General features: G+C 62.6%; 21 protein-coding genes. 18 read left to right on the top strand and 3 right to left on the bottom strand.

Translation table 11 applies throughout. The features are described 5' to 3' along the window. Nucleotides 1-234: 234 nt before the first annotated feature. From H3L91_RS07345 to H3L91_RS07335, 3 genes are all read left to right on the top strand, one after another. The gene (locus H3L91_RS07345) at nt 235-1971 is read left to right on the top strand and encodes an LTA synthase family protein (RefSeq protein ID WP_040658955.1); all 1737 of its coding nucleotides are present in this window, start codon (nt 235-237) and stop codon (nt 1969-1971) included. 235 nt (nt 1972-2206) lie between these two features. Next, the gene (locus tag H3L91_RS07340; RefSeq protein WP_049255934.1) at nt 2207-2665 is read left to right on the top strand and encodes an HIT family protein; all 459 of its coding nucleotides are present in this window, start codon (nt 2207-2209) and stop codon (nt 2663-2665) included. Nucleotides 2666-2756: 91 nt separating this feature from the next. Then, nucleotides 2757-3923, top strand: a complete 1167-nt coding sequence (locus tag H3L91_RS07335; protein WP_040659540.1) for an LD-carboxypeptidase — start codon at nt 2757-2759, stop codon at nt 3921-3923. Nucleotides 3924-4574: 651 nt separating this feature from the next. Here H3L91_RS07335 and ppsR read toward each other — a convergent pair. Beyond that, on the bottom strand, nt 4575-5393 hold the full coding sequence (gene ppsR, locus H3L91_RS07330) for a posphoenolpyruvate synthetase regulatory kinase/phosphorylase PpsR (RefSeq protein WP_007343047.1): 819 nt from the start codon (nt 5391-5393) through the stop codon (nt 4575-4577). Nucleotides 5394-5792: 399 nt separating this feature from the next. On the opposite strand from ppsR, the gene ppsA reads away from it, so the two are divergent. From ppsA to H3L91_RS07300, 7 genes are all read left to right on the top strand, one after another. Continuing rightward, on the top strand, nt 5793-8180 hold the full coding sequence (ppsA, locus tag H3L91_RS07325) for a phosphoenolpyruvate synthase (RefSeq protein ID WP_007343045.1): 2388 nt from the start codon (nt 5793-5795) through the stop codon (nt 8178-8180). Between the two features lie 181 nt (nt 8181-8361). Next, on the top strand, nt 8362-11937 hold the full coding sequence (recB, locus tag H3L91_RS07320) for an exodeoxyribonuclease V subunit beta (RefSeq protein WP_040658953.1): 3576 nt from the start codon (nt 8362-8364) through the stop codon (nt 11935-11937). Between the two features lie 138 nt (nt 11938-12075). Next, a complete protein-coding gene (locus tag H3L91_RS07315; RefSeq protein WP_007343043.1) occupies nt 12076-12621 on the top strand; it encodes a TIGR00645 family protein in 546 nt (181 codons plus the stop codon). 119 nt (nt 12622-12740) lie between these two features. After that, nucleotides 12741-13709: a PhoH family protein gene (locus H3L91_RS07310; protein WP_007343042.1), complete on the top strand. Its 969-nt coding sequence runs from the start codon at nt 12741-12743 to the stop codon at nt 13707-13709. Between the two features lie 47 nt (nt 13710-13756). Continuing rightward, nucleotides 13757-13885 carry a hypothetical protein gene (locus H3L91_RS12485; protein ID WP_007343041.1) on the top strand — a complete coding sequence of 43 codons (129 nt, stop codon included), beginning with the start codon at nt 13757-13759 and terminating at the stop codon, nt 13883-13885. Between the two features lie 76 nt (nt 13886-13961). Next, nucleotides 13962-14549, top strand: a complete 588-nt coding sequence (locus tag H3L91_RS07305) for an acyltransferase (RefSeq protein ID WP_007343040.1) — start codon at nt 13962-13964, stop codon at nt 14547-14549. A 22-nt stretch (nt 14550-14571) separates the two neighbouring features. Further along, complete coding sequence (locus H3L91_RS07300) at nt 14572-15660, top strand: DegT/DnrJ/EryC1/StrS family aminotransferase (RefSeq protein ID WP_007343039.1); 1089 nt, start codon at nt 14572-14574, stop codon at nt 15658-15660. 206 nt (nt 15661-15866) lie between these two features. Here H3L91_RS07300 and H3L91_RS07295 read toward each other — a convergent pair whose 3' ends face one another. Then, nucleotides 15867-16061 carry a zinc-finger domain-containing protein gene (locus H3L91_RS07295; protein WP_040658951.1) on the bottom strand — a complete coding sequence of 65 codons (195 nt, stop codon included), beginning with the start codon at nt 16059-16061 and terminating at the stop codon, nt 15867-15869. A gap of 201 nt (nt 16062-16262) precedes the next feature. On the opposite strand from H3L91_RS07295, the gene queA reads away from it, so the two are divergent. The 4 genes from queA (at nt 16263) to H3L91_RS07275 (ending at nt 20287) form a co-directional block, all read left to right on the top strand. After that, on the top strand, nt 16263-17297 hold the full coding sequence (gene queA, locus H3L91_RS07290) for a tRNA preQ1(34) S-adenosylmethionine ribosyltransferase-isomerase QueA (RefSeq protein ID WP_040658949.1): 1035 nt from the start codon (nt 16263-16265) through the stop codon (nt 17295-17297). 131 nt (nt 17298-17428) lie between these two features. After that, nucleotides 17429-18538, top strand: coding sequence for a pseudouridine synthase (locus H3L91_RS07285; RefSeq protein WP_007343036.1), 1110 nt, complete (start codon nt 17429-17431; stop codon nt 18536-18538). 241 nt (nt 18539-18779) lie between these two features. After that, a complete protein-coding gene (pssA, locus tag H3L91_RS07280; protein ID WP_050783137.1) occupies nt 18780-19547 on the top strand; it encodes a CDP-diacylglycerol--serine O-phosphatidyltransferase in 768 nt (255 codons plus the stop codon). Between the two features lie 38 nt (nt 19548-19585). Then, nucleotides 19586-20287, top strand: a complete 702-nt coding sequence (locus H3L91_RS07275) for an epoxyqueuosine reductase QueH (RefSeq protein ID WP_040659536.1) — start codon at nt 19586-19588, stop codon at nt 20285-20287. Nucleotides 20288-20365: 78 nt separating this feature from the next. On the opposite strand, the gene grxD is transcribed toward H3L91_RS07275, so the two are convergent. Beyond that, entirely contained in the window at nt 20366-20674 is a 309-nt protein-coding gene (gene grxD / locus H3L91_RS07270) for a Grx4 family monothiol glutaredoxin (RefSeq protein WP_007343033.1), read from the bottom strand. 178 nt (nt 20675-20852) lie between these two features. Between grxD and H3L91_RS07265 the strand changes: the two genes are divergently transcribed. The 4 genes from H3L91_RS07265 to H3L91_RS07250 all read left to right on the top strand — a co-directional run bounded on the left by H3L91_RS07265 (nt 20853) and on the right by H3L91_RS07250 (nt 26723). After that, complete coding sequence (locus H3L91_RS07265; RefSeq protein WP_007343032.1) at nt 20853-22772, top strand: ABC-F family ATP-binding cassette domain-containing protein; 1920 nt, start codon at nt 20853-20855, stop codon at nt 22770-22772. A 4-nt stretch (nt 22773-22776) separates the two neighbouring features. Further along, nucleotides 22777-23280, top strand: a complete 504-nt coding sequence (locus tag H3L91_RS07260; RefSeq protein ID WP_007343031.1) for a hypothetical protein — start codon at nt 22777-22779, stop codon at nt 23278-23280. A 308-nt stretch (nt 23281-23588) separates the two neighbouring features. Continuing rightward, entirely contained in the window at nt 23589-24341 is a 753-nt protein-coding gene (gene rlmB, locus H3L91_RS07255) for a 23S rRNA (guanosine(2251)-2'-O)-methyltransferase RlmB (RefSeq protein WP_040658947.1), read from the top strand. Between the two features lie 195 nt (nt 24342-24536). Beyond that, the gene (locus H3L91_RS07250) at nt 24537-26723 is read left to right on the top strand and encodes a malate synthase G (protein WP_007343029.1); all 2187 of its coding nucleotides are present in this window, start codon (nt 24537-24539) and stop codon (nt 26721-26723) included. The last annotated feature ends 132 nt before the right edge of the window (nt 26724-26855 follow it).

The following is a 26855-nucleotide window of genomic DNA, read 5'->3' as shown; positions in this document are numbered from 1 at the left end:
AATACCGTCATTCCCGCGCAGGCGGGAATCCCGGTTGGTATCCAATCATGCTTGGAGACGCAGACTGCCGCTTGGATTCCGACAAGATTCCCGCCTGCGCGGGAATGACGTTGGCCGGGGATTCACGCAGCAAGCTACCCGCTGGCCGAGGGCAGAGGCCGTCTGAAAACCCGTCCCGCAGCCCGACCCGCCGCCGTTTCGGCTACAATGCCGCCTTTTCCCGCCCCGATTGCCATGCACTATATCCTGCTTGCCCTGTTCGCCGCCGCCGCGCTGGCCGTCGGCGGCAAAGCCCACTACCGCTGGACGCGCTTTTTCGCCGCCTGCCAGTTCGTCCTCTTCTTCTCGCTGATGTTCGCCGCCAGCGGCCAGTGGCAGCGCGGCCTCAACTTCGCCGCCGTGCTGTTTGTCGTCCTCATCCTGTTCCACCGCCTGAAAATCCACTACTACAAACAGCCGCTCTTGGTTTCCGACTTCCTGCTCGCCTTCGACTGGCGCAACTGGGAAACCCTCACCCACTACAAAGGCGCAATCGTTGCCGTGGCCGGCCTTGTCGGCGTGCTCGCCTACGCCCTGTTCGGCTGGTCGGACGCCGCCGTGGCAGGCGGCATCTGGCGCATCGCCGCCGCCCTCGCCGCCGCCGCCAGCCTGCTCTTGATGGCGCGTTACACCCGCGACAAACGCGCCGTGCAGGTGTGGCTCGACTCCCTGCCCGACGACGGCCGCGACGTCTTCCTCAACCTGCCCATGTCCTGCCGCAGCGTGTTCTTCAAAACCCCCGAATTCGACGGCGACGGCGAACGTTTCAGGCTGCTTTTAGAAGAGCAGGGGCTGGCTGAAAAGCAGCCTGAAAGGCCGTCTGAAAACAAGCCCGACATCGTCGTATGTTTGCAGGAATCCACCTTCAACCCGCACCGCATCGCCCTGCAAAGCCACAGCCTGCCGCCCATGAGCATGTTCGCGCCGCAGCGCGACACCCGCTTTGCCGCCCCGCTGCGCGTGCACACCTTCGGCGGCGGCACCTGGAAATCCGAATTCGCCCTGCTCACCGGCGTCCCCTCCACCGACTTCGGCGCGCTTGCCGGCGGCGTGTTCTACTCCGTCGTCCCCCACATGCAGGGCGGCCTCGTCAAAAACCTCAAAGCCCACGGCTACTTCTGCGTCGCCCTTACCCCCTTTACCAAAGGCAACTACAACGCCAAAGCCGCCTACGACCACCTCGGCTTCGACCTCGTCTTGCAGCCGCAGGAACTCGGCTACCCCGCCCCCCTGAGCAAAAACCTGTGGCACATCGGCAGCGGCGAAATGCTCGCCTACGCCCGCCAAATCCTCGAAAAACGCCACCCCGCGCTGGCCGGTATTGAGCAGCCTCTGTTTGTTTACGTGCTCACCATGAAAGAACACGGCCCCTACCGCAGCGACGCCCCCAACCGATACAGCTTGGTTTCAGACGGCCTCTCCGACAAAGCCATAGGCAGCCTGAACGACTACGCCGCCCGCATCGCCGACCTCAACACCGCCACCGAAGCCTTCAACCAATGGCTGCAACAACGCGCCGACGGTTTTCAGACGGCCTCCGACAATGCGGCAAGCACTTTTCAGGCTGCCTCCGGCAAGAACAGCATCCCCAAAAAACGCGACTACGTCTTCGCCTACTTCGGCGACCACCAGCCCAACTTCGAGCACTTCACCCCACCCATCCAAACCGACCACCCGCACCCCGACTACCTCACCCAGTGCGCCGTCCGCAGCAGCCTGCCGCACACCCCCGCGCCGCACCGCCTGCTCGACCTCGCCCTCTTCGGCAGCGTGATATTGGAAACCGCCGGCCTCACCCCGCAGGACGGCCTGATGCACGCCAACACCGCCATCCGCTGCCTCACCGGCGGCACGCTGGAAGACAGCCCCGACCAGCAACTCGTCAACGACTACCGCGATTATCTCTACCGGCATCTTAAAATCACCGGCTGATTCGGCTTTCAAACGGCCTCCGCCGTATGGAGCGTGTGCGCCACAGCCACGCGCGCGGTTTTAGGCGTGGTAGGGCAGGGCGCGGATGGCCGCAGGTCGGATATTTGTATCCGACATCACACCCTACGGCGGTGCAGACGTGGTGAGGCCGTCTGAAAACGCGGTTTGGGCGCGCCCCGAACCGTGCCTGCGCGGTTTGGGCTACAATGCGCCTTTTTTTACAGCAGGTGTCCGAATGAAAGATTGCCCGATTTGCGCCGCGTCCGGCGAAGAGGTTTTGTGGCGCAACGACAGAATGCGTGTGATCGCGGTGCACGACGAAGCCAACGCGCCCGCTTTCTGCCGCGTGATTTGGCACGCGCATGTGGCCGAGATGACCGACCTCTCCGCCGCCGACCGTTACGAGCTGATGGAAACCGTCTGCCATGTCGAGCGGGCGATGCGGCGGGTGCTGCGTCCGGCGAAAATCAATCTGGCCAGCCTGGGCAACGTCGTGCCGCACCTGCACTGGCATGTGATCGCGCGTTTTGCTGACGACGCCTGCTTCCCCGCGTCAATCTGGGCGGCGGCCGAACGCAAGTCGGCGGTGTCGCTGCCCGAGGACTGGACGCGGCAGGTGGCCGATATTCTGGCGGACGAGGCCGGCAAAAAGCTGGTTATCCGCGCGCTCTCACAACATGAATATGGCGTTTGAGGCCGTCTGAAAGCGCAGCTTCGGCGCAGCCAAAACAGTTCGCCGCAGTTAATGCCGACAGGCCCCAGAACCGTTTGAAAGGATGTTTGAAATGACTTGGCAAATTTCCCGCCGCAACCTGTTCCGTGCTTCCGCCGCGATGGCGGGGGCAGGCGTGTTGCAGGCCTGTACCGGCGGCGTGCCTGCGGCGCAGCCCTCCGTTGCCGCAAACCCGAAGCCGCCCGCCGCGCCGGTGCGCCGCACCGACGGAAATGTGCTGCGCATCGTCGCCCCCTCGGGCTTCGCGCCCGACCCCGCGCGGGCGCAGACGGGCATCGAGCGGCTGCAAAACGCCGGTTTCGTGGTGGAAAACCAGGCCGCCGCCTTCCGCCGCCACCAGCGTTTTGCCGGCAGCGACGCCGAGCGGACCGCCGACGTGCAGGACGTCGCCTCCGGCCGCGCCGCCACACCCAAAGTGATGATGGGGCTGCGCGGCGGCTACGGGGCGCAGCGGCTGCTGCCGCACATCGATTTTGCTTCGCTGGCGGCGAGAATGCGCGAACACGCCACCCTGTTTTTCGGTTTCAGCGACGTGTGCGCCCTGCAACTCGCGCTGCTGGCCAAAGGCGGCTATCCCAGCTTCGCCGGGCCGATGGTGTACAGCGAGTTCGGCAAACCGATTCCGGGCAGCTACACGATGGACTCCTTCGTGCAGTGCGCCTCCAACAGCGGCTACACCGTGTCCGTGTCCGCCTTCGGCCGCGAAAACGTCAACATCGGCGGCACGCTGTGGGGCGGCAACCTGAGCGTGCTGGCCGCCCTCGCGGGCAGCCCCTACCTGCCCGACATCAAAGGCGGCATCCTGTTTCTCGAAGACGTGGGCGAGCAGCCCTACCGCATCGAACGGATGCTGCAAACCCTGCTGCTTGCGGGCGTGCTACAAAAACAGCAGGCCATCGTGTTCGGCGACTTCCGCATGGGCAACATCCGCGACGTGTACGACGGCGGCTACGACTTCAACGCCGTCATCCAGGCCGTCTCGCGTATGGCGCGCGTGCCCGTGCTCACCGGCTTCCCCTTCGGCCACATCGCCAACAAAACCACCTTCCCGCTGGGCGCACAGGCGCAAATCCGCAGCGCGGGCGGCGGCTACACCGTGGCGTTTTCCGACTACCCCACGCTGGACAAAAACGGCCTCAACCTCGACAGCCTGCTGCCGCAACTCGATTTCACCGGCGGCGCGGCCGCTTCGCCGGAAGAGAAAACGGATTTGGAGTGAAACCGCACCGGACGGCAAAAAACGGCAGACCGAACACACGGCCTGCCGTTTTTTTATGTTTTCAGACGGCCTCTGCCGTTGGGGTAGGGCGTGTGGCACACGCCACGCACGCGGTTTGCGTTTTACCGCAGCCGTTTGTCCGGCAAGAAAACGAAAGGCCGTCTGAAAAATCCGCTCAACAGGTTTTTAGACGGCCTCTTGTCCGGCAGAAACCGCGTGCGTCGTCTTGGGACGACACACCCTGCAACGGGTTCGGCATCGCGTAATCGTCCAAGGCAGGCTGGGGCGCTCCCCGACACCCGCGCAGTCCGCCGATGTTGGGTTTGCAACCCAAGAAACCCGTTGCGTTTTTCATGTTTTCAGACGGCCTCTTGCCGCTAAGGCAGGGGGGCGCAGCCACGCACGCGGTTTGGGTTGGCAGGGCAGGGCGTGGGTGTGGATGCGGCAGAGAACGTGTGCGTCGCCTCGGGGCGACACACACTACCTTAGGGCTGAATCCGCATACGCGGCAGCCAAGGTAGCTTGGATCGATTCCAAACATCCGTGCAACCGGCCGATGTTGGGTGTGCACTCCAAGCTGCCCGCTGCTTCAACGGCAAGAGGCCGTCTGAAAAACGTTTTTCAGACGGCCTCTTGCTTTGTCGGCGGGTTTCAGAAACGCCGTTTCAGCCCGCAGGCCTGGATGATGCAGGCGGCGAGTTCTTCTACGGATTTGTGGGTGGTGTTGGTGTGGGGGATGTCGAAGCGGCGGAACATGGCCTGGGCGTCGGCCACTTCCTGCCTGCATGTGGCGAGGCTGGCGTAGTTTGAATTGGGGCGGCGTTCTTCGCGGATGTCGGCGAGCCGCTCGGGTTTGATGGTGAGGCCGTAGATTTTGCTGCGGTAGGGTTTCACCATCGGCGGCAGGTCGGGGTTGTCCAAATCGTCGGGGGTGAGCGGGTAGTTGGCGGCGCGGATGCCGTATTGCAGGGCGAGATACAGGCAGGTGGGGGTTTTGCCGCTGCGCGATACGCCCATGAGGATGACGTCGGCGTCTTTGAGGTCTTTGTCGCTCACGCCGTCGTCGTGGTTGAGGGTGAAGTTCACCGCGTCCATGCGGGCTTCGTAGCGCGCGCTGTCGGCGATGCCGTGGGCGCGGCCGGCTTCGTGGCGGGCTTTGGTGCCCAATTCGTTTTCGAGTACGCCCAAAAACGCGTCGAAAAAGCTCAGGTGCAGGCCGGGGCTGCTGCGGATGATGGCGCGGATTTCTTCGTTGATGATGCTGGAAAACACTAAGGGGCGCAGGTCGGTCTGCCGCGCGGCGGTTTCGATGATCTGCACCATGGCGCGGGCTTTTTCGGGTGTGTCGACAAAAGGATAGGTGGAACGCTTGAATTTGATGTCCTGAAACTGGTCGAGCAGGGCTTCGCCCATGCTTTCGGAGGTGAGGCCGGTGCGGTCGGAGATGAAAAAGGCGGCGCGGCGGGTCATGGTGCGGTTCGCTTTGCAAAGGGTTGTAAAGGGGCGGGATGATAGCAAGAGGCTGTCTGAAATTGAAGTGTGCCGCAGAAACTACATGGGGCTACATTTTAGCGGGAAACCGCGTTGGACGTGCTTTGTATGCGGCGTATGCAGCGGCGGAGCGTTTGTTTTTATGCATAAAGGTTGCGAAGTGTATTTAAATGTAAGATTCGGTTGGTTTTTGACGTTTTTTCAGGGTAGGCCGCATATGGGGTTTCAGGGGATTACACCGGCGCGGTCGCGCGTTTTTTCAGACGGCCTGTATGCCTTTGCCGCCGGAAAAACACATGACACATCGGCTTTGGCTGGTTAAAATGCCGCACCTTGATTTCCCTATCCTTCTACAACCTTTGATTTGGACGACATAAAATGGCTGCAAATTACGTTATCTGGTTTGAAAATCTGCGCATGACCGACGTGGACAGCGTGGGCGGCAAAAACGCGTCGCTCGGTGAAATGATCAGTCAGCTCACCGAAAAAGGCGTGCGCGTGCCGGGCGGTTTCGCCACCACCGCCGAAGCCTACCGCGCCTTTCTCGCGCATAACGGCCTGAACGAACGCATCTCGCAGGCTCTGGCCGGTTTGGATGTGTCCGACGTTACCGAGCTGGCGCGGGTGGGCAAGGAAATCCGCCAGTGGATTTTGGAAACGCCGTTTCCCGAAGAATTGGATAAGGCTGTCGGCGAGGCTTGGGACAAGCTGGTGGCCGACGCGGGCACGGACGCCATTTCCGTCGCCGTGCGCTCTTCGGCCACTGCCGAAGACCTGCCCGACGCCTCGTTTGCCGGCCAGCAGGAAACTTTCCTGAACATCAACGGTTTGGATAACGTCAAAGAGGCGATGAAACACGTTTTCGCCTCGCTCTACAACGACCGCGCCATCTCCTACCGCGTCCACAAAGGTTTCGCCCACGACATCGTCGCCCTCTCGGCCGGCGTGCAGCGCATGGTGCGCTCCGATCATGGCGCATCGGGTGTGATGTTCACCCTCGACACCGAAAGCGGCTTCGACCAGGTTGTTTTCCTCACATCGTCCTACGGCCTCGGCGAAATGGTGGTGCAGGGCGCGGTGAACCCCGACGAATTCTATATCCACAAACCCACGCTGCGTGCGGGCAAACCCGCCATCCTGCGCAAAACCATGGGTTCCAAACTCATCAAAATGGTGTTCACCGAAGAGGCGCAGGCCGGAAAATCGGTGCAGGTCATCGACGTGCCCGCCGAACAGCGCAAACGCTTCTCCGTGAGCAACGAAGAAATCGCCGAGCTGGCCAAATACGCCCTCATCATCGAAGAACACTACGGCCGCCCGATGGACATCGAATGGGGACGCGACGGCATCGACGGCAAAATCTACATTTTGCAGGCGCGCCCCGAAACCGTGAAATCGCAGGAAAAAGGCGGCCGCAGCCTGCGCCGCTACGCCATCGAAGGCGGGAAAAAAGTGCTGTGCGAAGGCCGCGCCATCGGCCAGAAAGTCGGACAAGGCAAAGTGCGCCTCATCAAAGACGCCTCGGAAATGGACACCGTGCAGGAAGGCGACGTGCTCGTTACCGACATGACTGACCCCGATTGGGAGCCGGTGATGAAACGCGCCGCCGCTATCGTAACCAACCGTGGCGGCCGCACCTGCCACGCCGCCATCATCGCCCGCGAGCTGGGCATCCCCGCTGTGGTCGGCTGCGGCAACGCCTCGTCCGTTTTGCACGAAGGACAGGAAGTAACCGTATCCTGCGCCGAAGGCGACACCGGTCTGATTTACGAAGGCATCCTCAACGTGGAAGTGAACGACGTGGCCTTGGACAACATGCCCGAGCCGCCCGTCAAAATCATGATGAACGTCGGCAACCCCGAGCTGGCCTTCTCCTTCTCCGGCCTGCCCAGCGAAGGCATCGGCCTGGCACGCATGGAGTTCATCATCAACCGCCAAATCGGCATCCACCCCAAAGCCCTGATCGAGTTTGACCGGCAGGACGCCGACACCCGCGAAGAAATCGAAGCGCGCATTGCAGGCTACGCCTCGCCCGTTGATTTTTACGTGGACAAAATCGCCGAAGGCGTCTCCACCTTGGCCGCCGCCGTGTTCCCGCGCAAAGTCATCGTCCGCATGTCCGACTTCAAATCCAACGAATACATGGGCTTGATCGGCGGCAGCCGCTACGAACCGCACGAAGAAAACCCCATGCTCGGCTTCCGTGGCGCGGCGCGCTATATCTCCGAAGACTTCGCCGACTGCTTCGCCCTCGAATGCAAAGCCCTCAAACGCGTGCGCGACGAAATGGGGCTGACCAACGTCGAAATCATGATTCCCTTCGTGCGCACCCTCGCCGAAGCCGAAGCCGTCGTCAAAGCCCTCAAAGCCAACGGCTTGGAGCGCGGCAAAAATGGCCTGCGCCTGATCATGATGTGCGAAGTGCCGAGCAACGCCCTCTTGGCCGAACAGTTCCTGCAATACTTCGACGGCTTCTCCATCGGCTCGAACGACATGACCCAGCTCACTCTCGGCGTGGACCGGGACAGCGGCGGCTCCATCGCCGCCACCTTCGACGAGCGCAACCCGGCGGTGAAAGTCATGCTGCACCTGGCCATCTCCGCCTGCCGCAAGCACAACAAATACGTCGGCATCTGCGGGCAAGGCCCCTCGGATCATCCCGATTTTGCCAAATGGCTGGTGGAAGAGGGCATCGACACCATCTCGCTGAACCCCGACACCGTGATTGAAACCTGGCTGTATCTGGCCAAAGAAGCCAAACGCTGAACCGGCGGATAAGGCAGGCGGCCGCACCCGAAAGGGTGCGGCCGCCTTTTTCAGACGGCCTTTTTCAGACGGCCTTTTTCAGACGGCCTTTTTCAGACGGCCTTTTTCAGACGGCCGCAAACCGCCCCGCCCGCCTTGCTATAATGCCGCTCCGTCGTCCGAACCCCACGCACACCCCGCCATGCCCCACACCGCCCAACCGTTTGACCCGCTCGCCATCCCCATCGGCGGCACCGCCCTGATCGAAGCCTCCGCCGGCACCGGCAAAACCTACGGCATCGCCGCCCTGTTCACCCGCCTGATCCTGCTGGAAAAGCTGCCCGTGGACAAAGTGCTGGTCGTAACCTTCACCAAAGCCGCCACCGCCGAATTGAAAACCCGCCTGCGCGCGCGGCTGGACGAGGCTTTGCGCCGTATCCGTGGCGACGCAACCGAAAGCCCGGCCGACCCGTTCATGCAGAAGCTGCTCGCGCAGGCGGCGGCACAAGAGCCGCGCGAACGGCTGGAAATGCGCCTGAAAGCCGCGCTCTCGCAGTTCGACAACGCCGCGATCTACACCATACACGGCTTCTGCCAGCGGATTTTGGGCGACTACGCCTTCCTCTGCCAAGTGCCCTTCGACACCGAGCTGGACGAAAACGGCCGCCGCGAGCTGGAAACCTACGCGCAGGACTTCTGGCGGCTCCACGTCGCCCCCGACCCGCAAAACGCGCGGCTGGCCTTCGAGGCCGGCCTGCTGCCCGACACGCTGTTGCAGGAATTCTCCCGCGCCCTCTCACGCCCCGACCTCGTTTTCAGACGGCCTCAAACCGATTTGGCGCAGGCCGAAGCGGCGGCGGCCGAAGAATGGCAGGCGTTCCGGCAGCAGTTTGCCGACGCGTGCGCGGCATTCCGGCGCATCCATCCCGTATTGAACGGCAGCAAATTCCGCAAAAGCAGCTACGAAGACAAATTCGCCGAACTCGCCCGCCTGGTGCAAACCCAAGAACGGCCGTCTGAAAAAATCGTTTCGCTGCTGCAAAACAGCAACGGCGAAGACGTGTTTTCGCCCGAATACCTCGCCCGCGACACCTCGGTCAAAAAAGGCTGCGCCCTCTCCGCAGCCGACATCGCCGCCCTATCGCCCTTCCACCGCGTCCGCCAAGCCGCCGCCGCGCTGACCGCCGCCTCCCGCGACGCCCTCACCGCCCTGCAACTCGACTTTCTGCAATACGTGCGCCAAACCGCCGACGCGCAGCGGCAGACGCGCCAAACGCGCAGCCCCGACGATCTGCTGCTCGACCTCTACCACGCCCTCACCGCCGGCGCGCATTCGGAACAGCTCGCGCAAACCGTGGCGCAAAACTGGCCGTTCGCCCTTATCGACGAATTCCAAGACACCGATCCGCTGCAATACGAAATCTTCCGCCGCATCTTTGTAGCAAACGGCCGCCCGCTGTTTCTCGTCGGCGACCCCAAACAGGCCATCTACGGCTTTCGCGGCGCAGACATCCACGCCTATCTGCAAGCCGCCGCCGACACCCCCAACCGCTACACCCTCGCGCACAACTACCGCAGCCACAGCCGCCTCACCGACACCGTCGGCAGCCTGTTCACGCGCAAAAACCGCCCCTTTGTGCTCGAAGGCATCGCCTATCCCGCCGTGTCCGCCCCCCGCGCCGAAAGCCGCGTCAGCCCGCCGCAACCTGCCGTGCGCGTGCGCTGGCTGCACGGTGCGGACGAAACCGAAGCTAACAAAGACACCCTGCGCCAACGCGCCGCCGACTACTGCGCCGACGAAATCGCCGCCCTGCTCAACCTCGCGGCAGAAGGCCGTCTGAATGTCAACGGCTGCCCCGCGGAATCCGGCCAAATCGCCGTCCTCGTCCACAGCCATAACCAGGGACGCATGGTCAAACGCGCCCTGGCCGCGCGCAACATCCGCAGCGTGTCCGTGCAGCGCGAATCCGTGTTCCAAAGCCCCGAAGCCCAAGCCCTCGCCGCCCTCTTGGACTTCTGGCTCGAACCCCGGCGCGCCGAGCCGCTGCGCTTCGTCCTCGGCGGCGTCCTGTTCAGCCGCACCGCCCAAGAGCTTTACGAGTTGAACCGCAACGAAAAAAGCCTGTCTGAACACATCGCCGCCGCTGAACAATGCCGCGAAATCTGGCAGCGGCAGGGCATCTACGCCGCCCTCACCGCCTTCGCCCGCCGCTACGGCCTCGAAACCCGCCTGCTCGCCCAGCGCAACGAACGCAGCCTCACCAACTTCTGGCAGCTGGCCGAACTCCTCGCCGCCGAAGACGAAGCCGCCCACAGTCCCCCTTCGCTGCGCAACTGGCTGCTCTCGCAGATGCAGGACGCGTCCGCCGCCGAAAACACCGTCCTGCGCCTCGAAAGCGACGAAGCACTCGTCAAAATCGTAACCATCCACGCATCCAAGGGTCTGCAATACCCCTTTGTTTTCTGCCCCTTCTCGTGGGACACCTCCGAAGCGCGCGGCGCAATGTGGCACATCCTGCGCCGCGAACACGGCAGTGAACTGCTCGCCGCCGCCCAACTCGGCGAAGCCGACCAAAACCAGCTCGCCGACGAAGATCTCGGCGAACGCCTGCGCCTGCTTTATGTCGCTCTTACCCGCGCCGAAGAACAACTCGTCCTCTACGCCGCCGCCTGCAAAAGCAAAAAAAACAGCAGGCTCAACACCTTCGCCTACCTGCTCGCCGGCCGCCCCGACGACACCCGCGCCCAAGTTCAGACGGCCTGCGCCAGCGTGGAAAACCCCGCCGCCCTGCTGCGCCAAAACTGGCTGGACTGGATAGACGCCGCCCCCGCAAACGCCGTGTTGTGGCAGGAAGGCGCGCCCCCCGCCGCCGTCCTGCGCCCAAGCCGCCCCCGCACAAGCGAATACCGCGCCGCCGAATACCCCCCGCGCCGCTTCGAGTTTGTCCGCCACACCAGCTTCACCGGCCTCACCCGCAGCCTCGCCCACAGCGGCACGCAGGACGAAACCGCCGACGAAATGCAGCCCGCCCTCGACAACGCCGAACGCCTGCCGCTCCCCGAAAGCGCGCCGGACGCACCGGCCGCATACGACATCTTCCACTTCCCCCAAGGCGCACAGGCCGGCGTCTGCCTGCACGAAATCCTCGAAAAACACCGCTTCGGCCGCCCCGCCGCCGAACAGCACCCCCTCATCGCCGACACCCTCGAACGCTACGGCTACGGCGCGGAATGGCTGCCAGCCGTCGCCCAAACCGTGCAGCACACCGCCGACGCCGACCTCTGGCGGGGCGACACCCTCGCCGCCCTCCCGGGCGTGCGCCGCATCAGCGAAACCGGCTTCGTCATGCATTTCGACCAACTCGACACAGGCCGTCTGAAAAACAGCCTCGCCGCCGCCGGCCTCTCCCCCGCCTGCCTCGCCGCCGCCGAAAAACTCGACTTCGGTACCCTCAAAGGCTTCCTCAACGGCTACATCGACATGACCTGCCTGCTTTCAGACGGCCAACCCTGCGTCATCGACTACAAATCCAACCACCTCGGCCACCGCCCCGAAGACTACGCCCCCGCCGCCCTCGACGCGGCCATGGCCGAACACCACTACTACCTGCAAGCCTGGATCTACGCCCTCGCCGCCGCCCGCATGCTGCAACAACGCCGCCACCCCGTCTCCACCGTGCGCGTCCGCTACCTCTTCCTGCGCGGCCTGAACGGGGCAGGGCAGGGCGGCATCTGGCAGTGGGACATCGCCGCGCAACACCTCACCCCGTGGCTGTAAACAGCAGACAAAACAGCCCGCCCGCAACAGAGTCAGGCCGTCTGAAAAACAGATTTCCGTGTTTTTCAGACGGCCTTTTCACCGCGCCGCCGTTGCAATCCGCGCCTTTGCCAACCAACAGCAGACAACTGTTTTTTTATGGAACACACCCCGCACACCCCCGCCCCGCGCACCCGTCAGGACAACATCTTCGCCCGCATGATTTTCGCCAGCCGCTGGCTGCAACTGCCCATCTACCTCGGCCTTATCGTCGTGCAGGCCATCTACGCCTACAAATTCCTGAAATTATTGTGGCACCTGGTGATCAACCTCGGCCAGATGGACGAAAACACCGTTATGCTCACCGTGCTCAACCTCATCGACGTCGTCATGATCGCCAACCTCCTCACCATGGTGCTTATCGGCGGCTACGAAACCTTCGTCTCCAAACTGCGCGTAGACGAACACCCCGACCAGCCCGAATGGCTCAGCCACGTCAACGCCTCGGTGCTCAAAGTGAAGCTCTCCATGTCCATCATCAGCATCTCCTCCATCCAACTACTGCAAACCTTCATCAACGCCGCCCGGCTTTCCGAAAAACAAATGCTGTGGCAAAGCCTCATCCACCTGAGCTTCCTCATCTCCGCCGTGGCGATGGCCCGGACCGACAAAATCCTGTACAGCACCACCCACAAAGCGCACTGATACCGCCAACAGGCCAAGAGGCCGTCTGAAAACGCAGCTTTCAGACGGCCTCAAACCTTGATTTCCGCCGCCGCAAAGCCCATCATTGCGCCCGTTTCGCACCAACCCCCAAAGCGTCCATGACCCACACCGTACACCTCGCCCTCGACAACATCGGCAACACCGCCCTGCAACGCCTCGCCGGCCCCCTCGACGCCCACCTCGATGCCCTCGGCAAAGCCCTCGGCATCCAAGCCAGCCGCCGCTTTGCCGACTTCACCTTCACCGGCGCACACGCCCACGCCGGCCGCCGCGCCCTCGAAGCCCTCGCCGAACTCGCCCAAAACCGCGAAATCGACGAAAACGACATCAGCCTCGCCGCCGTGGAAGCCAAAGCCGCCGACGCGTCCCATCAGCAAAAAACCGAAGCGACACAATACTATCTGCACACCAAACGCGGCAGCATCGGCGGGCGGACCCCGCGCCAGAACGGCTACATCCGCGCCCTCCTGAACCACGACATCGTCTTCGGCCTCGGCCCGGCCGGCACCGGCAAAACCTACCTCGCCGTGGCCGCCGCCGCCGACGCGATGGAAAAACACCAGATCGAGCGCATCATCCTCGTGCGCCCCGCCGTGGAAGCCGGCGAAAAACTCGGCTTCCTCCCGGGCGACCTCACCCAGAAAGTCGACCCCTACCTGCGCCCGCTCTACGACGCGCTCTACGACCTGATCGGCTTCGACCGCGTTACCAAACTCATCGAAAAAGGGCTGATCGAAATCGCCCCGCTGGCCTACATGCGCGGCCGCACCCTCAACAGCGCATATGTGATTTTGGACGAAGCGCAAAACACCACCCCCGAACAAATGAAAATGTTCCTCACCCGAATCGGCTTCGGCACCAAAGCCGTCATCACCGGCGACACCAGCCAGATCGACCTGCCCAAAAACATCAAATCCGGCCTCAAAGACGCCCGCGAAAAACTGCGCCATGTGGAAGGGCTGTATTTCCACACCTTCACCAGCGAAGACGTCGTCCGCCACCCGCTCGTCCAAAAAATCGTCGAAGCCTACGAAGCCGCCGACGAACGCGCCCAAGAGGCCGTCTGAAAACCGAAAGGCCGTCTGAAAAAACCTTTTCAGACGGCCTCTGTATCGTGAAACAAAATATCCAAACCGCCGTTTGCACCGCAGGTAGGGTGTGCGGCGCAAGCCACACACGCGGTTTCGGCAGGCTGATGGAATCCGTGATGCGGCAGAGAACGCTGCAACTGCCCGAAGATTAAAAACCGATACCGTCCGAAAGCGCGACACGAATTCCGCATTTTCAGACGGCCTCCGAACCCGAAAAGGAAACCCGCCATGAACGACTACACCGCCCACGAAACCGCCGTCATCGACGAGGGCGCAAGCATCGGCGCGGGCTGCCGCATCTGGCATTTCGCCCACATCTGCGCCGGCGCGAAAATCGGGCGCGGCTGCTCGCTCGGCCAAAACGTGTTTGTCGGCAACAAAGCCGTCATCGGCGACGGCTGCAAAATCCAAAACAACGTGTCCGTGTACGACAATGTAACGCTGGAAGACGGCGTGTTCTGCGGCCCCAGCATGGTGTTCACCAATGTGTACAACCCGCGCGCGCTGATCGAACGTAAAAGCGAATACCGCGACACACGCGTCAAAACCGGCGCGACGCTCGGGGCAAACTGCACCATCGTCTGCGGCGTAACCATAGGCCGTTTCGCCTTTGTCGGCGCGGGCGCGGTGGTGAACAAAGACGTGCCCGACTACGCGCTGATGCTGGGCGTGCCCGCCCGCCAAACCGGCTGGATGAGCGAATACGGCGAACGGCTCGATCTGCCGCTCACCGGCAGCGGCCAAACCGTCTGCCCGCACAGCGGCAGCGTTTACATACTTTCAGACGGCATCGTACATAAAGCAGAGGCCGTCTGAAAGCCCACAGCAAGGAAACACCATGCAATTCATCGACCTCGCCGCCCAACAGGCGCGCATTAAAGAGCAAATCGACGCGGGCATACAGAAAGTGCTCGCGCACGGGCAATACATCCTCGGCCCCGAAGTGGCCGAGTTGGAAGAAAAACTCGCCGCCTTTTGCGGCGCGAAATACTGCATCGGCGTGGCCAACGGCACCGACGCGCTGCAAATCGCGCTGATGGCCTTGGGCGTGGGCGCGGGCGACGAAGTGATTACCCCGGGCTTCACCTACATCGCCACCGCCGAAACCGTCGCCCTTTTGGGCGCGAAGCCCGTGTATGTCGATGTGTGCGAACACACCTGCAACCTCGACCCCGCCAAACTCGAAGCCGCGATTACAGAGCGCACCAAAGCGATTATTCCCGTGTCGCTCTACGGCCAATGCGCCGATTTCGACGCGATTAATGCCATTGCCGCCAAACACGGCCTGCCCGTCATCGAAGACGCGGCGCAGAGTTTCGGCGCGAGCTACAAAGGCCGCCAATCCTGCAACCTGTCCACCATCGCCTGCACCAGCTTTTTCCCCAGCAAACCGCTGGGCTGCTACGGCGACGGCGGCGCGGTGTTTACCAATGACGAAAACCTCGCCGCCGCCATCCGCCAAATCGCGCGGCACGGCCAAGACCGCCGCTACCACCACATCCGCGTCGGCGTAAACAGCCGTTTGGATACCTTGCAGGCCGCCATTCTGCTGCCGAAACTGGCGATACTCGACGAAGAAATCCGCCTGCGCGGCGAAGTGGCGCAAATGTATGCGCAGGAACTGGCCAGAGCGGGCATAGCCGCGCCGTTTGTCGAGGCGCACAACGTCAGTGCGTATGCCCAATACACCGTGCGCGTGCCAAACCGCGCCGCCGTTCAGGCCGCCCTGAAAGACGCAGGCATCCCCACCGCCGTGCACTACCCGATTCCGCTCAACAAACAGCCCGCCGTCGCCTCCGATGCCGCGCTGCCCGTGGGCGACCTGCTGGCCGCCGAAGTGATGAGCCTGCCCATGCACCCGTATCTGGACGAAGCGCAGGTGCAACGCATCGCCGCCGCGCTGCAACAGGCCGTTGCCCAAGCGTAAACGCGTTTTGCAAACAACAGGCCGTCTGAAAGCAGCAATCCGCGCTTTCAGACGGCCTGTTTCCCATCCGCGATGCCGAACCCGTTGCAGGGTGTGTGGCGCAAGCCACGCACGCGGTTTGCGCCGCCCAAACCAAAGGCCGTCTGAAAGCCGCGTAATACGCTTTTCAGACGGCCTTTCTGATACGTCGGCGGCGCGGGGATCGGTCAGAAATGATGGTGCCCGATTTCCCCGTCCAGCCGGTAAATCGTGCCGCAGTAGGGGCATTCGATGCTGCCGTTGGACTGGATGGGCAGGAAAACGCGCGGGTGGCCGTTCCAGGTTTCGTGGCGCGGGCCGCTGCAATGCAGCGGCAGCTCCTGCGGCGTGATGACGACGGTTTCTTGGTTCGGGTTGCTCATGGCTGGTTCCTTTATTTCCGGCTGCGTAGGGCAGCTTCTCAAATGGTTCAAAACGGCGGCATTCTACTGGATAAACCACTCCCTGTGCACGGCAGAGGCCGTCTGAAAGCTGCGTTTCAGACGGCCTCGCCGCCGCAGTTGCGCTATAATCGCGCCTTTTCGCAGCGGCTGTGCGTGCCGCGTTTTTTCAGACGGCTTCCCATGCTCCTTTCCGATTTCGACTTCCACCTGCCCGAACACCTCATCGCCCAGCACCCGCCCGCCGAGCGCGGCGCAAGCCGCCTGCTTGTCGCGCTGCCGGACGGGACGCTGCGCGACGAAACTTTCGCCTTCCTGCCGCAGCTGGTTCGCGCGGGCGATTTGTTTGTGTTCAACAACACCAAAGTCGTCAAAGCCCGCCTGTTCGGGCAGAAGGAAAGCGGCGGCCGCATCGAAGCCCTGATCGAGCGCGTGCTCGACGCGCACACCGCGCTGGCGCACATCCGCGCCTCCAAGTCGCCCAAGCCCGGCACGGTGCTGCTGTTTGACGGCGGCATCCGCGCCGAAATGACCGAACGCGCGGGCGAACTCTTCACCCTGCGTTTCGCGGGCGAACAAAGCGTCTGGCAAATCCTCGAACGGCACGGCCGCCTGCCGCTGCCGCCCTACATCGCCCGCGCCGCCGCAGCGGAAGACGAAGCGCGTTACCAAACCGTGTACGCCAAACACCAGGGCGCGGTGGCCGCCCCCACCGCCGGCCTGCACTTCACCGAAGCACTGCTGGCCGAACTTGAAGCGCGGGGCGCGCGCACCGCCGAAATCACCCTGCACGTCGGCGCGGGCACCTTCCAGCCGGTGCGCACGGAAAACGTCGCCGAGCACAAAATGCACAGCGAGTGGTACGACATCCCCGCCGAAACCGCCGAAGCCGTGGCCGAAACCAAGGCGCTGGGCGGGCGCGTCTGGGCGGTGGGTACCACCTCCGTGCGCGCCCTCGAATCCGCCGCCCGCGCCACAGGATGCCTGAGCGCGGGCAGCGGCGACACCGACATCTTCCTCACCCCCGGCTGCCGCTTCAACGTGGCCGACTGCCTCATCACCAACTTCCACCTGCCCAAATCCACCCTGCTGATGCTGGTTTCCGCCTTCGCCGGCACGGAGGAAATCCGCCGCATCTACCGCCACGCCGTCGAGCGGGAATACCGCTTTTTCAGCTACGGCGATGCGATGGTGCTGGGCAGGAAAGAGGCCGTCTGAAAAACGATTTTGCACATCCGCCCACTTTTTTAACCGACCTGCCGTTGCCCCAACCGCAGAAGAACCGCCGCCCGATGCGGTGCAGGGGCTGTTTGCAATGGGTTTGTGAACAGCCCCTAAGGAGACCCCCCATGCCGAACAAGAAAACCAGCAAACGCCAGTGGCGCGACGGCGCGTCCGCCGCACCCGCCAAAACCGCCCTCGCGGCGAAAAGGCCGTCTGAAAACCGCTTTGCCGAAGGCGGCAGGCCGTCCGGACACGGCGGCAAAAACGCCCCGCGCCGCGACCAGCCCGCACGCGGCGGCGCACAGGGCAGGCCGTCTGAAAACCGGTTTTCAGACGGCCGCACGCCGGAAAACCGCGCGCCCAAACAGCGTGCGTCCAAAGCGAAAAAACTGGCGGTGCGCAATCCCAACCAGAAAATCATGGAACGCGCCCGCGATTTGAAAGAACGCCGCAGCGATTTGTCGCGCCAAGAGCCCGAGCGTCTGCAAAAAGTGCTGGCCGCCTCGGGCGCGGGTTCGCGCCGCGAGATGGAAGAATGGATTGCCGCCGGGCTGGTGCAGGTCAACGGCAAAACCGCGCAGCTGGGCGACAAGGTTACGCCCGACGACCAGGTAACGGTCAAAGGCAGCCCCATCAAACTCAAATGGGCCGACCGCCTGCCGCGCATTATTCTGTATTACAAACAGGAAGGCGAAATCGTCTCCCGCGACGACCCGCAAGGCCGCGTCAGCATTTTCGACCGCCTGCCGCAGGCCGCCAGCAGCCGCTGGGTAGCCATCGGGCGGCTGGACATCAACACCAGCGGCCTGCTGATTCTCACCACCTCTGGCGAACTCGTGCAGCGTTTCGCCCACCCCAGCTTTGAAGTGGAACGCGAATACGCCGTGCGCGTGCTGGGCGAACTCACCGCCGAGCAAATGCGCGAACTCACCACCGAAGGCGTGATGCTGGACGACGGCCTCGCCAAAGTGGAGCGCATCTTCGAGCAGGGCGGCGAAGGCGCAAACAAATGGTACAGCGTGGTGATCAAAGAAGGCCGCAACCGCGAAGTGCGCCGCATTTTCGAGCATTTCGGCTTAACCGTCAGCCGCCTCGTGCGCGTCGGCTTCGGCCCCATCGGCCTGCCCAACCGCCTCAAACGCGGCCAGTTTTACGAACTCAACCCTGCCGAAGTGGCCAATATCGTGAAATGGGCGGACATGGGCTTGCCGGGTGAGCGGCGGCGCAGGAAGTAATCTCCCAGAAGCCCGCAGGCCGTCTGAAAGCGCAGCTTCGGCGCAACCAAAAAACGCTTTTGGCACAGCCGCAACCTTTTCAGACGGCCTCAACCATTGTACAGGCCGTCTGAGAAGCGGAGGCTGCGGCGAAATTAAAACGCCGCCCCCCGTTTTGGCCGCGCCAAACCCGTTTCAGACGGCCTGTTGCAAATCGGTTATAATCGCGCCCGTTCTGCAACCAATCCCACAGCACGACACCATGTCCGCCACAATCCGGCCCGAGAGCCGCGCCGCCATCCGGCGCATCCGCGAAAACGGCATCTACATCCTGCCCAATTCCTTCACCATCGCCGCCCTGTTTTCCGCCTTCTTCGCCATCACCCAGGCCATGCACGGCCATTACGAAAACGCCGCCATCGCTGTGTTCATCTCCATGCTGCTTGACGGCATGGACGGCCGCGTCGCCCGCTGGACCAACAGCCAGAGCGCGTTCGGCGAACAGCTCGACAGCCTCGCCGACATGGTGAGCTTCGGCGTCGCCCCCGCCCTGATTGTGTACAAATGGCAGCTCCTGCACTTCGGCCGCCTCGGCTACACCGCCGCCTTCATCTACTGCGCCTGCGCCGCCCTGCGCCTCGCCCTGTTCAACACCCTCATCGGCAGCGGCAAAGGCGACAAACGCTGGTTTGTCGGCGTGCCCAGCCCCACCGCCGCCGCGCTGATCGTCGGCCTGATCTGGGTGAACCACAGCGTCGAAAACTTCGTCGGCGTGAAATGGTGGGCACTCGTCATCACCCTGTTCGCCGGCCTCTCCATGGTGGTGCAGCTTCCCTTTTGGAGCTTCAAAGAAATCAACGTCCGCCGCAAAGTGCCGTTTGTCGCCCTCGTGATCGTCATGCTCGTCCTGCTCGCCCTCGCCCTCAGCCCCGCCCTCGCCCTGTTCCTGCTCGCCCTCGGATACAGCCTCTCCGGCTACCTGCACTACGGCTGGCGGCAGTGGCGCAAACGCCGGCGGCGCACCGCATAAACCGTTTCCACACACAAAAAACACACCAACACCACGCCATGAACACCGTACCCGAAGTTACCCCCATCGCCCGCCCCGTGCTCGTCCCCCCGGGCGGCCACAAAAAAGTGCTGCTGCATTCCTGCTGCGCCCCCTGCTCGGGCGAAGTGATGGAAGCCATGCTCGCCAGCGGCATCGACTACACCATCTATTTTTACAACCCCAACATCCACCCGCTCAAAGAATACCTGCTGCGCAAAGAAGAAAACCTGCGCTTTGCCGAAAAATTCGGCATCCCGTTTATCGACAAAGACGACGACTACGAAAACGACCGCAAAGAATGGTTTGCCAAAGCCAAAGGCATGGAATTCGAGCCCGAGCGCGGCATCCGCTGCACCATGTGTTTCGACATGCGCTTTGAAAAAGCCGCCCAATACGCCCACGAAAACGGCTTTCCCGTGTTCACCAGCTCGCTGGGCATCTCGCGCTGGAAAAACATGGCGCAGATCAACGACTGCGGCCACCGCGCCGCCGCGCCGTATGACGGTTTAGTGTATTGGGATTTCAACTGGCGCAAAGGCGGCGGCAGCGCGCGCATGATCGAAATCAGCAAACGCGAGCACTTCTACCAGCAGGAATACTGCGGCTGCGCCTATTCGCTCCGCGATTCCAACGCCCACCGCAAATCGCAGGGGCGCATCCCCATCAAACTGGGCGTACTGTATTACGGCGACCCCGCCACCGAATACGAAAACCGCTGATTCGTCGGCGATATACAAAAGGCCGTCTGAAAACATAGTTTTCAGACGGCCTCTTAACAACTGCGCGTGCGGCAAACCTTATTGCGCGCCCACCAGTTCCTGCAATTCGCCCGCTTCGTACATTTCCTGCAAAATGTCCGCGCCGCCGACGAATTCGCCGTTGACATAAAGCTGCGGGATGGTCGGCCAGTTGCTGTATTCCTTGATGCCCTGGCGCACTTCCGGGTTTTCCAGCACGTTTACCGTAACATACTGCGCGCCCACGGCGTTCAGCAGCTGCACGGCGCGGGAAGAGAAGCCGCACTGCGGAAACTGCTTGGTGCCCTTCATAAACAGCACCACCGGATGGGTGGTAACCACTTCTTTAATCTGCTCTTGAATGCTCATTTCTGTGTTCCTTTAAAAATATCGTTGGCAAAAACCGCGCCATTATACGCATCCTTTTTACGGATGAGGGGCTGTTTACAATCGGTTTGCCGCAACACCGATTGCAAACAGCCCCGTTTCGACCTCGGCGGGGAAACGCTAAAATGCCGCCTTTTCCGCGCCACCCGCCCGAGTGTCTATGATCGAACTGAAAAACCTTACCCTGCAACGCGGCAGCAAGCTGTTGCTCGACTGCGCCGGCCTCACCATCGCCCCCAGCAAACGCGTCGGCCTGATCGGCCGCAACGGCAGCGGCAAATCCAGCCTGTTCGCCCTGATAAAAGGCGAAATCGCGCAGGAGGGCGGCGACATCTCCATCCCGCCACACTGGAAAACCGCCTCGGTGGCGCAGGAAACCCACGCGCTCGACATCTGCGCACTGGATTACGTGTTGCAGGGCGACCAAGAATTGCAGGCTTTTCAGACGGCCTTGGCGCAGGCCGAGGCGAAAAACGACGGCATGAAGCAGGCCGAATACCACGCCAAACTGGAAGAAATCGACGCCTATTCCGCCCCCGCCCGAGCCGCCAAACTCCTCAGCGGCCTCGGTTTTGCCCAAGAAGAACACGGCCGAGCGGTCAAATCCTTTTCCGGCGGCTGGCGCATGCGGCTCAACCTCGCCCAAGCACTCATGTGCCGCGCCGACCTGCTGCTGCTCGACGAGCCCACCAACCACCTCGATTTGGAAACCGTGCTGTGGTTGGAAAACCACCTCGCCGGCCTGCCCTGCACCCAAATCATCATCTCCCACGACCGCGACTTCCTCAACGCCGCCACCACCCAAACCGTAGAATTGTCCGGCAAAAAACTCACCCTCTACGGCGGCAACTACGACTTCTACCAGGCCGAACGCGCCCGCCGCCTCGCCCAACAGCAGGCCGCCTACCTCAAACAGCAGGCGCAAATCAAACACCTGCAATCCTTTATCGACCGCTTCAAAGCCAAAGCCACCAAAGCCGTGCAGGCGCAAAGCCGCATGAAAGCGTTGGACAAACTCGAGCGCATCGCCCCCGCCCACATCGACAGCGGCTTCTCGTTTGAATTCGACCGCCCCGAGCACCTGCCCAACCCCCTGCTCAAACTCGAAAAAGCCGATCTCGGCTACGGCGGCGAAACCGTCCTGCGCGACGTTTCCCTCTCCCTCGAAAGCGGCGCGCGCTACGGCCTCTTGGGCGTCAACGGCAGCGGCAAATCCACCCTTATCAAAACGCTGGCCGGCAGCCTTCCCGTGCAGGCCGGGCAAATCGTCCGCGCCGACAAACTCAACACCGGCTACTTCGCCCAACACCAGCTCGACACACTGCGTCCCGACCAAAGCCCGCTGTGGCACATCCAAAAACTCTCGCCCCAGGCCAAAGAACAAGACATCCGCAACTTCCTCGGCGGCTTCAACTTCACCGGCGATGCCGCCCTGCAAAACACCGCCCCCTTCTCCGGCGGCGAAAAAGCCCGCCTCGCCCTGGCCATGATCGTCTGGCAGAAACCCAATCTGCTGCTGCTCGACGAACCCACCAACCACCTCGATTTGGACATGCGCCACGCCCTCACGCTGGCCTTGCAGAGCTTTCAGGGCGCGCTCATCGTCGTCTCCCACGACCGCAGCCTGCTCGAAGCCACCACCGACAGCTTCCTGCTCATCGAAGACGGCCGTCTGAAAACCTTTGACGGCGATTTGGACGACTACCGCCGCTACCGCCTTGCGCAGGAAAACGCCGCCGCCGCGCCCGCCGCGTCCGCGCAAAACCAAAACCGCAAAGACGCTAAACGCATCGAAGCGCACATCCGCCAGGAAAAAGCCAAACGCGGCAAACCGCTACAACAAAAAATCGAACGCGCCGAACAAGAAATCGCCGCCCTTTCCGCCGCCCAAACCGCCTATGAAGCATTTTTGGCACAAGAAAACGCCTATTGCGAAGAAAACAAAGCCAAATTGCAGCAAACACTTACCCAACTGGCAGAAATCAAAGTAAAATTAGGACAAATGGAAGAAAACTGGCTTCTCTGGCAGGAGGAACTCGAACAAATCCACCACGACACCGAAGCCGAACTCAGGGGTTAAATCTATGCAAGCAAAACGCAAAACAATCAAACCGGCCATCCTCGCCGCCACCCTCGCCGCCGCCTTCTCCGGCGCGGCACAGGCCAAAGTTTACGAATGCAACATCGGCGGCACAACCGTCTACACCTCCCGCCCGTCGCCGAGCTGCCGCACGCCCGACCTGCCCAAGATCGGCAGCTATTCCAGCCTGCCCGTCTCCCCCCGCGCCTACGCCCCCGCCGCCCCCCGCTCCGGCGGCAGCATGAAAGCCTCCGCCGCTCCCGTGCGCACCGCCCCCCCGCTGCAAACCGCCGAACTCAACCTGCCCAAACCCCCCGGCAACGGCGGCCGCCGCAGCATTTTGGAACAGGAATTGGCCAACGAGCGGCAGGCACTCAACACCGCGCAAAACGAACTGAGCGTCGCCCGTGCCCAGAAAAACCAAAACCGCGCCAGCCAGCTCACCGCCAGCATCCAAGACCGCCAGCAAAACATCCAGGCCTTGCAACGCGAACTGAGCAGAATGTAAACCGCCCCCGCGCCTATTGCCAAAAAAGGCCGTCTGAAAACGGGAAACCGCTTTTCAGACGGCCTCTTGCGTTACAAAAACAGGCGTTTCGCCGACAACGCAAAGGCGGCGCGTAAGGTAGGGTGTGTGGCGCAGCCACGCACGCGGTTTCATTAAGTAGGGTGTGCCGTCCCAAGGCGACGCACGCGTTTCCTGCCGTTCAGGCCGTCTGAAAAACAGCTTCCGCGCTGTTGTCCGCGCCGAAACCGCAATACACCTTTCAGACGGCCTGTATAATCCCGCCTTTTCCGTTTCCCCGAAGCGCAAACATGGCCAACCAACGTCTTATCTACGGCTTCCACGCCGTCAATGCCCGCCTGTGGCAAAACCCCAAATCGATTACCGAGCTTTACGTCCAGCAGGACAAATCCGACGCGCGCACCCGCGAAGTGCTGGAAAAAGCCGCCGACGAAAACGTGCGCGTGCATTTTGCCGACGCAAGCCGTCTAAACGCCATCGCCAAAGGCGCGCGCCATCAGGGCGTGGCCGGATTTATCGACGCCTCGAGAAACCATGTCCATCTTGAAGACGTGCTCGACAACCTGCGCGAGCCGCCGTTTCTGCTGGTGCTCGACGGCATCACCGACCCGCACAACCTCGGCGCGTGCCTGCGCACCGCCGACGCCATGGGCGTGCACGCCGTAATCGCGCCCAAAGACAAAAGCGCGGGGCTGAACGCCACCGTGAGCAAAGTGGCCTGCGGCGCGGCCGAAACCGTGCCCTACATCACCGTAACCAACCTCGCCCGCACCCTGTGCGAGCTCAAAGAATACGGCATCTGGATAATCGGCACCGACACGGGCGGCGAATCCGACCTCTACCACACCGATTTGCCCGACAGCGTGGCGTGGGTGATGGGCAACGAGGGCGAGGGCATGCGCCGCCTCACGCGCGAGCATTGCGACATGCTGGTGGCCATACCGATGTTCGGCACAGTCGAGAGCATGAACGTGTCCGTCAGCGCGGGCATGGTGCTGGGCGAAACCCGCCGCCAGCGGGTGCTGCGGGCAGAGGCCGTCTGAACACATCCGTAGGGTGTGTGGCGCAGCCACGCACGCGGTTGTTTTAGCATCCCCAGCCGTCCAAACCCAAAGGCCGTCTGAAAAGCAGAACCCGTTTTTCAGACGGCCTTTGCCACATCCGCAAAATGATGTTAAGGTTGCGCCGTGCCGCGATAAGTGCGGCACGCATAAGAAAAAACTTTCAGGAGAACCATCATGGCGTACCGCTATATCCCCGCAGCAGGTCTGCAAATCGACCATCATCTCTACCGTTTCATCAGCGAAGACCTTTTGGCAAACCATCCGCAGGTCAAAGCCGAAGCCTTCTGGCCGGGCTTTGCCGCGCTGGTGGCCGAACTCGCCCCGCGCAACCGCGCGCTGCTGGCCGCACGCGATGACATCCAGCAGAAAATCGACCAGTGGCACCAAGCGCAGGGCGGCGTCGGCGACGCGGCAGCCTACCGCGCCTTTCTGCGCGAAATCGGCTACTTCGACGAAACGCCCGCCCCCTTCCGAATCACCACCGCCAACGTGGACAGGGAATTGTCCGAACAGGCCGGGCCGCAGCTCGTTGTGCCGGTCAACAACGCCCGCTACGCGCTCAATGCCGCCAACGCCCGCTGGGGCAGCCTCTACGACGCGCTCTACGGCACGGATGCCATCGAACGCAGCGGCCGCCTCGCCCCGAGCGAAGGCTACAACCCGCAGCGCGGCGAAGCCGTTATCGCCTTCGGCCGCCGCTTCCTCGACGACACCGTCCCGCTCGAACACGGCAGCCACAAAGACGCGGCGGCCTACTACATCAGCGCAGGCCGTCTGAAAGCGCGGCTCATCAACGGCAGCGAAACCGGCCTCCAATCGCCCGAACTGTTCGCAGGCTACACCGGCAGCGAAGCCGAACCCGCCTCGCTTTTGTTCCTGCACAACGGCCTGCATTTCGACATCCTCATCGACAAACACAGCCCCATCGGCAGCCAAGACATGGCGGGCGTCAAAGACATCGTGCTCGAAGCCGCGCTATCCACCATTATGGACTGCGAAGACTCCGTGGCGGCGGTGGACGGCGAAGACAAAGCCCTCGTCTACGCCAACTGGCTCGGCCTGATGCGCGGCACGCTGGAAGAAGCGGTGGAAAAAAACGGTAAAACCTTCATCCGCCGCCTCAACCCCGACCGCGCCTACACCCGTCCCGACGGCGGCGGTACGTTCGAGCTGCCCGGCCGCTCGCTGCTCTTCATCCGCAACGTCGGCCACCTGATGACCACCCCCGCCGTGCTCGATGCCGAGGGCAACGAAATCCCCGAAGGCATCCTCGACTGCGTCATCACCACCCTGACCGCCGCCTACGACTTCGCGCGCGGCAGCGGCAAAAACAGCCGCAGCGGCTCGGTGTACATCGTCAAACCGAAAATGCACGGCGCGGCCGAAGTGCGCTTTGCCGACGAGCTATTCGCCGCCGCCGAAGACCTCTGCCGCCTGCCGCGCCACACCCTGAAAATGGGCATCATGGACGAAGAACGCCGCACCTCCGCCAACCTCGCCGCCTGCATCCGCGCCGCCGCCGAACGCGTCGTGTTCATCAACACCGGCTTTCTCGACCGCACCGGCGACGAAATCCACACCTCCATGCACGCCGGTGCGATGATCCGCAAAGGGCAGATGAAAAACAGCCGCTGGATAGCCGCCTACGAAGCAAACAACGTGCAAACCGGCCTGCAATGCGGCCTGCGGGGCAGGGCGCAGATCGGCAAAGGCATGTGGGCGATGCCCGATCTGATGGCCGACATGCTCGCCCAAAAAGCCGCCCATCCCCAAGCCGGCGCGACCACCGCCTGGGTGCCCTCGCCCACCGCCGCCACCCTGCACGCCCTGCATTACCACCAAGTGAACGTATTTGCCGTGCAGGACAAACTCGCCGCGCAGCCCGCCGCCGACTACCTCCCCGACCTGCTCGCCATCCCCGTCGCCGCCGACACAAATTGGAGCGACGAAGAAAAACAGCAGGAGCTCGACAACAACTGCCAGGGCATCCTCGGCTACGTTGTGCGCTGGGTAGAGCAGGGCGTAGGCTGCTCCAAAGTGCCCGACATCCACGACACCGCCCTGATGGAAGACCGCGCCACATTGCGCATATCCAGCCAGCACATCGCCAACTGGCTGCTGCACGGCATCGTGTCCGCCGAACAAGTGCGCGCCACGCTCGAACGCATGGCCGCCGTGGTGGACAAGCAAAACGCGTCCGACCCGGCCTACACCCCGATGGCCGTCCGCTTCGACACCTCTCCCGCCTTCCTCGCCGCCTGCGACCTGATTTTCAAAGGCGTAGCGCAGCCCAACGGCTACACCGAGCCGCTGCTGCACCACTGGCGGCGCGTGGCCAAAGCCGCTGACGGCGCAATCTGACGCGGCGTTGTTTTGACAAAAGGCCGTCTGAAAACCGGAAATCGGGTTTTCAGACGGCCTCTTTGCCGTAGGGTGTGTGGCGCAGCCACGCACGCGGTTACGGAGCTTGCGGGAACGGGGATTTGTTACAGG

This window comes from Neisseria bacilliformis, assembly GCF_014055025.1.
In the GTDB taxonomy this organism is placed as follows: domain Bacteria; phylum Pseudomonadota; class Gammaproteobacteria; order Burkholderiales; family Neisseriaceae; genus Neisseria; species Neisseria bacilliformis.
This window is presented reverse-complemented; position numbering and strand designations above follow the sequence as displayed.

What these genes read in the sequence shown, in the direction of transcription:
- H3L91_RS07345 (WP_040658955.1), top strand. Translation starts at nt 235, where the DNA reads ATGCACTATATCCTGCTTGCCCTGTTCGCCGCCGCCGCGCTGGCCGTC.
- H3L91_RS07340 (WP_049255934.1), top strand. Translation starts at nt 2,207, where the DNA reads ATGAAAGATTGCCCGATTTGCGCCGCGTCCGGCGAAGAGGTTTTGTGG.
- H3L91_RS07335 (WP_040659540.1), top strand. Translation starts at nt 2,757, where the DNA reads ATGACTTGGCAAATTTCCCGCCGCAACCTGTTCCGTGCTTCCGCCGCG.
- ppsR (WP_007343047.1), bottom strand. Translation starts at nt 5,393, where the DNA reads ATGACCCGCCGCGCCGCCTTTTTCATCTCCGACCGCACCGGCCTCACC.
- ppsA (WP_007343045.1), top strand. Translation starts at nt 5,793, where the DNA reads ATGGCTGCAAATTACGTTATCTGGTTTGAAAATCTGCGCATGACCGAC.
- recB (WP_040658953.1), top strand. Translation starts at nt 8,362, where the DNA reads ATGCCCCACACCGCCCAACCGTTTGACCCGCTCGCCATCCCCATCGGC.
- H3L91_RS07315 (WP_007343043.1), top strand. Translation starts at nt 12,076, where the DNA reads ATGGAACACACCCCGCACACCCCCGCCCCGCGCACCCGTCAGGACAAC.
- H3L91_RS07310 (WP_007343042.1), top strand. Translation starts at nt 12,741, where the DNA reads ATGACCCACACCGTACACCTCGCCCTCGACAACATCGGCAACACCGCC.
- H3L91_RS07305 (WP_007343040.1), top strand. Translation starts at nt 13,962, where the DNA reads ATGAACGACTACACCGCCCACGAAACCGCCGTCATCGACGAGGGCGCA.
- H3L91_RS07300 (WP_007343039.1), top strand. Translation starts at nt 14,572, where the DNA reads ATGCAATTCATCGACCTCGCCGCCCAACAGGCGCGCATTAAAGAGCAA.
- H3L91_RS07295 (WP_040658951.1), bottom strand. Translation starts at nt 16,061, where the DNA reads ATGAGCAACCCGAACCAAGAAACCGTCGTCATCACGCCGCAGGAGCTG.
- queA (WP_040658949.1), top strand. Translation starts at nt 16,263, where the DNA reads ATGCTCCTTTCCGATTTCGACTTCCACCTGCCCGAACACCTCATCGCC.
- H3L91_RS07285 (WP_007343036.1), top strand. Translation starts at nt 17,429, where the DNA reads ATGCCGAACAAGAAAACCAGCAAACGCCAGTGGCGCGACGGCGCGTCC.
- pssA (WP_050783137.1), top strand. Translation starts at nt 18,780, where the DNA reads ATGTCCGCCACAATCCGGCCCGAGAGCCGCGCCGCCATCCGGCGCATC.
- H3L91_RS07275 (WP_040659536.1), top strand. Translation starts at nt 19,586, where the DNA reads ATGAACACCGTACCCGAAGTTACCCCCATCGCCCGCCCCGTGCTCGTC.
- grxD (WP_007343033.1), bottom strand. Translation starts at nt 20,674, where the DNA reads ATGAGCATTCAAGAGCAGATTAAAGAAGTGGTTACCACCCATCCGGTG.
- H3L91_RS07265 (WP_007343032.1), top strand. Translation starts at nt 20,853, where the DNA reads ATGATCGAACTGAAAAACCTTACCCTGCAACGCGGCAGCAAGCTGTTG.
- H3L91_RS07260 (WP_007343031.1), top strand. Translation starts at nt 22,777, where the DNA reads ATGCAAGCAAAACGCAAAACAATCAAACCGGCCATCCTCGCCGCCACC.
- rlmB (WP_040658947.1), top strand. Translation starts at nt 23,589, where the DNA reads ATGGCCAACCAACGTCTTATCTACGGCTTCCACGCCGTCAATGCCCGC.
- H3L91_RS07250 (WP_007343029.1), top strand. Translation starts at nt 24,537, where the DNA reads ATGGCGTACCGCTATATCCCCGCAGCAGGTCTGCAAATCGACCATCAT.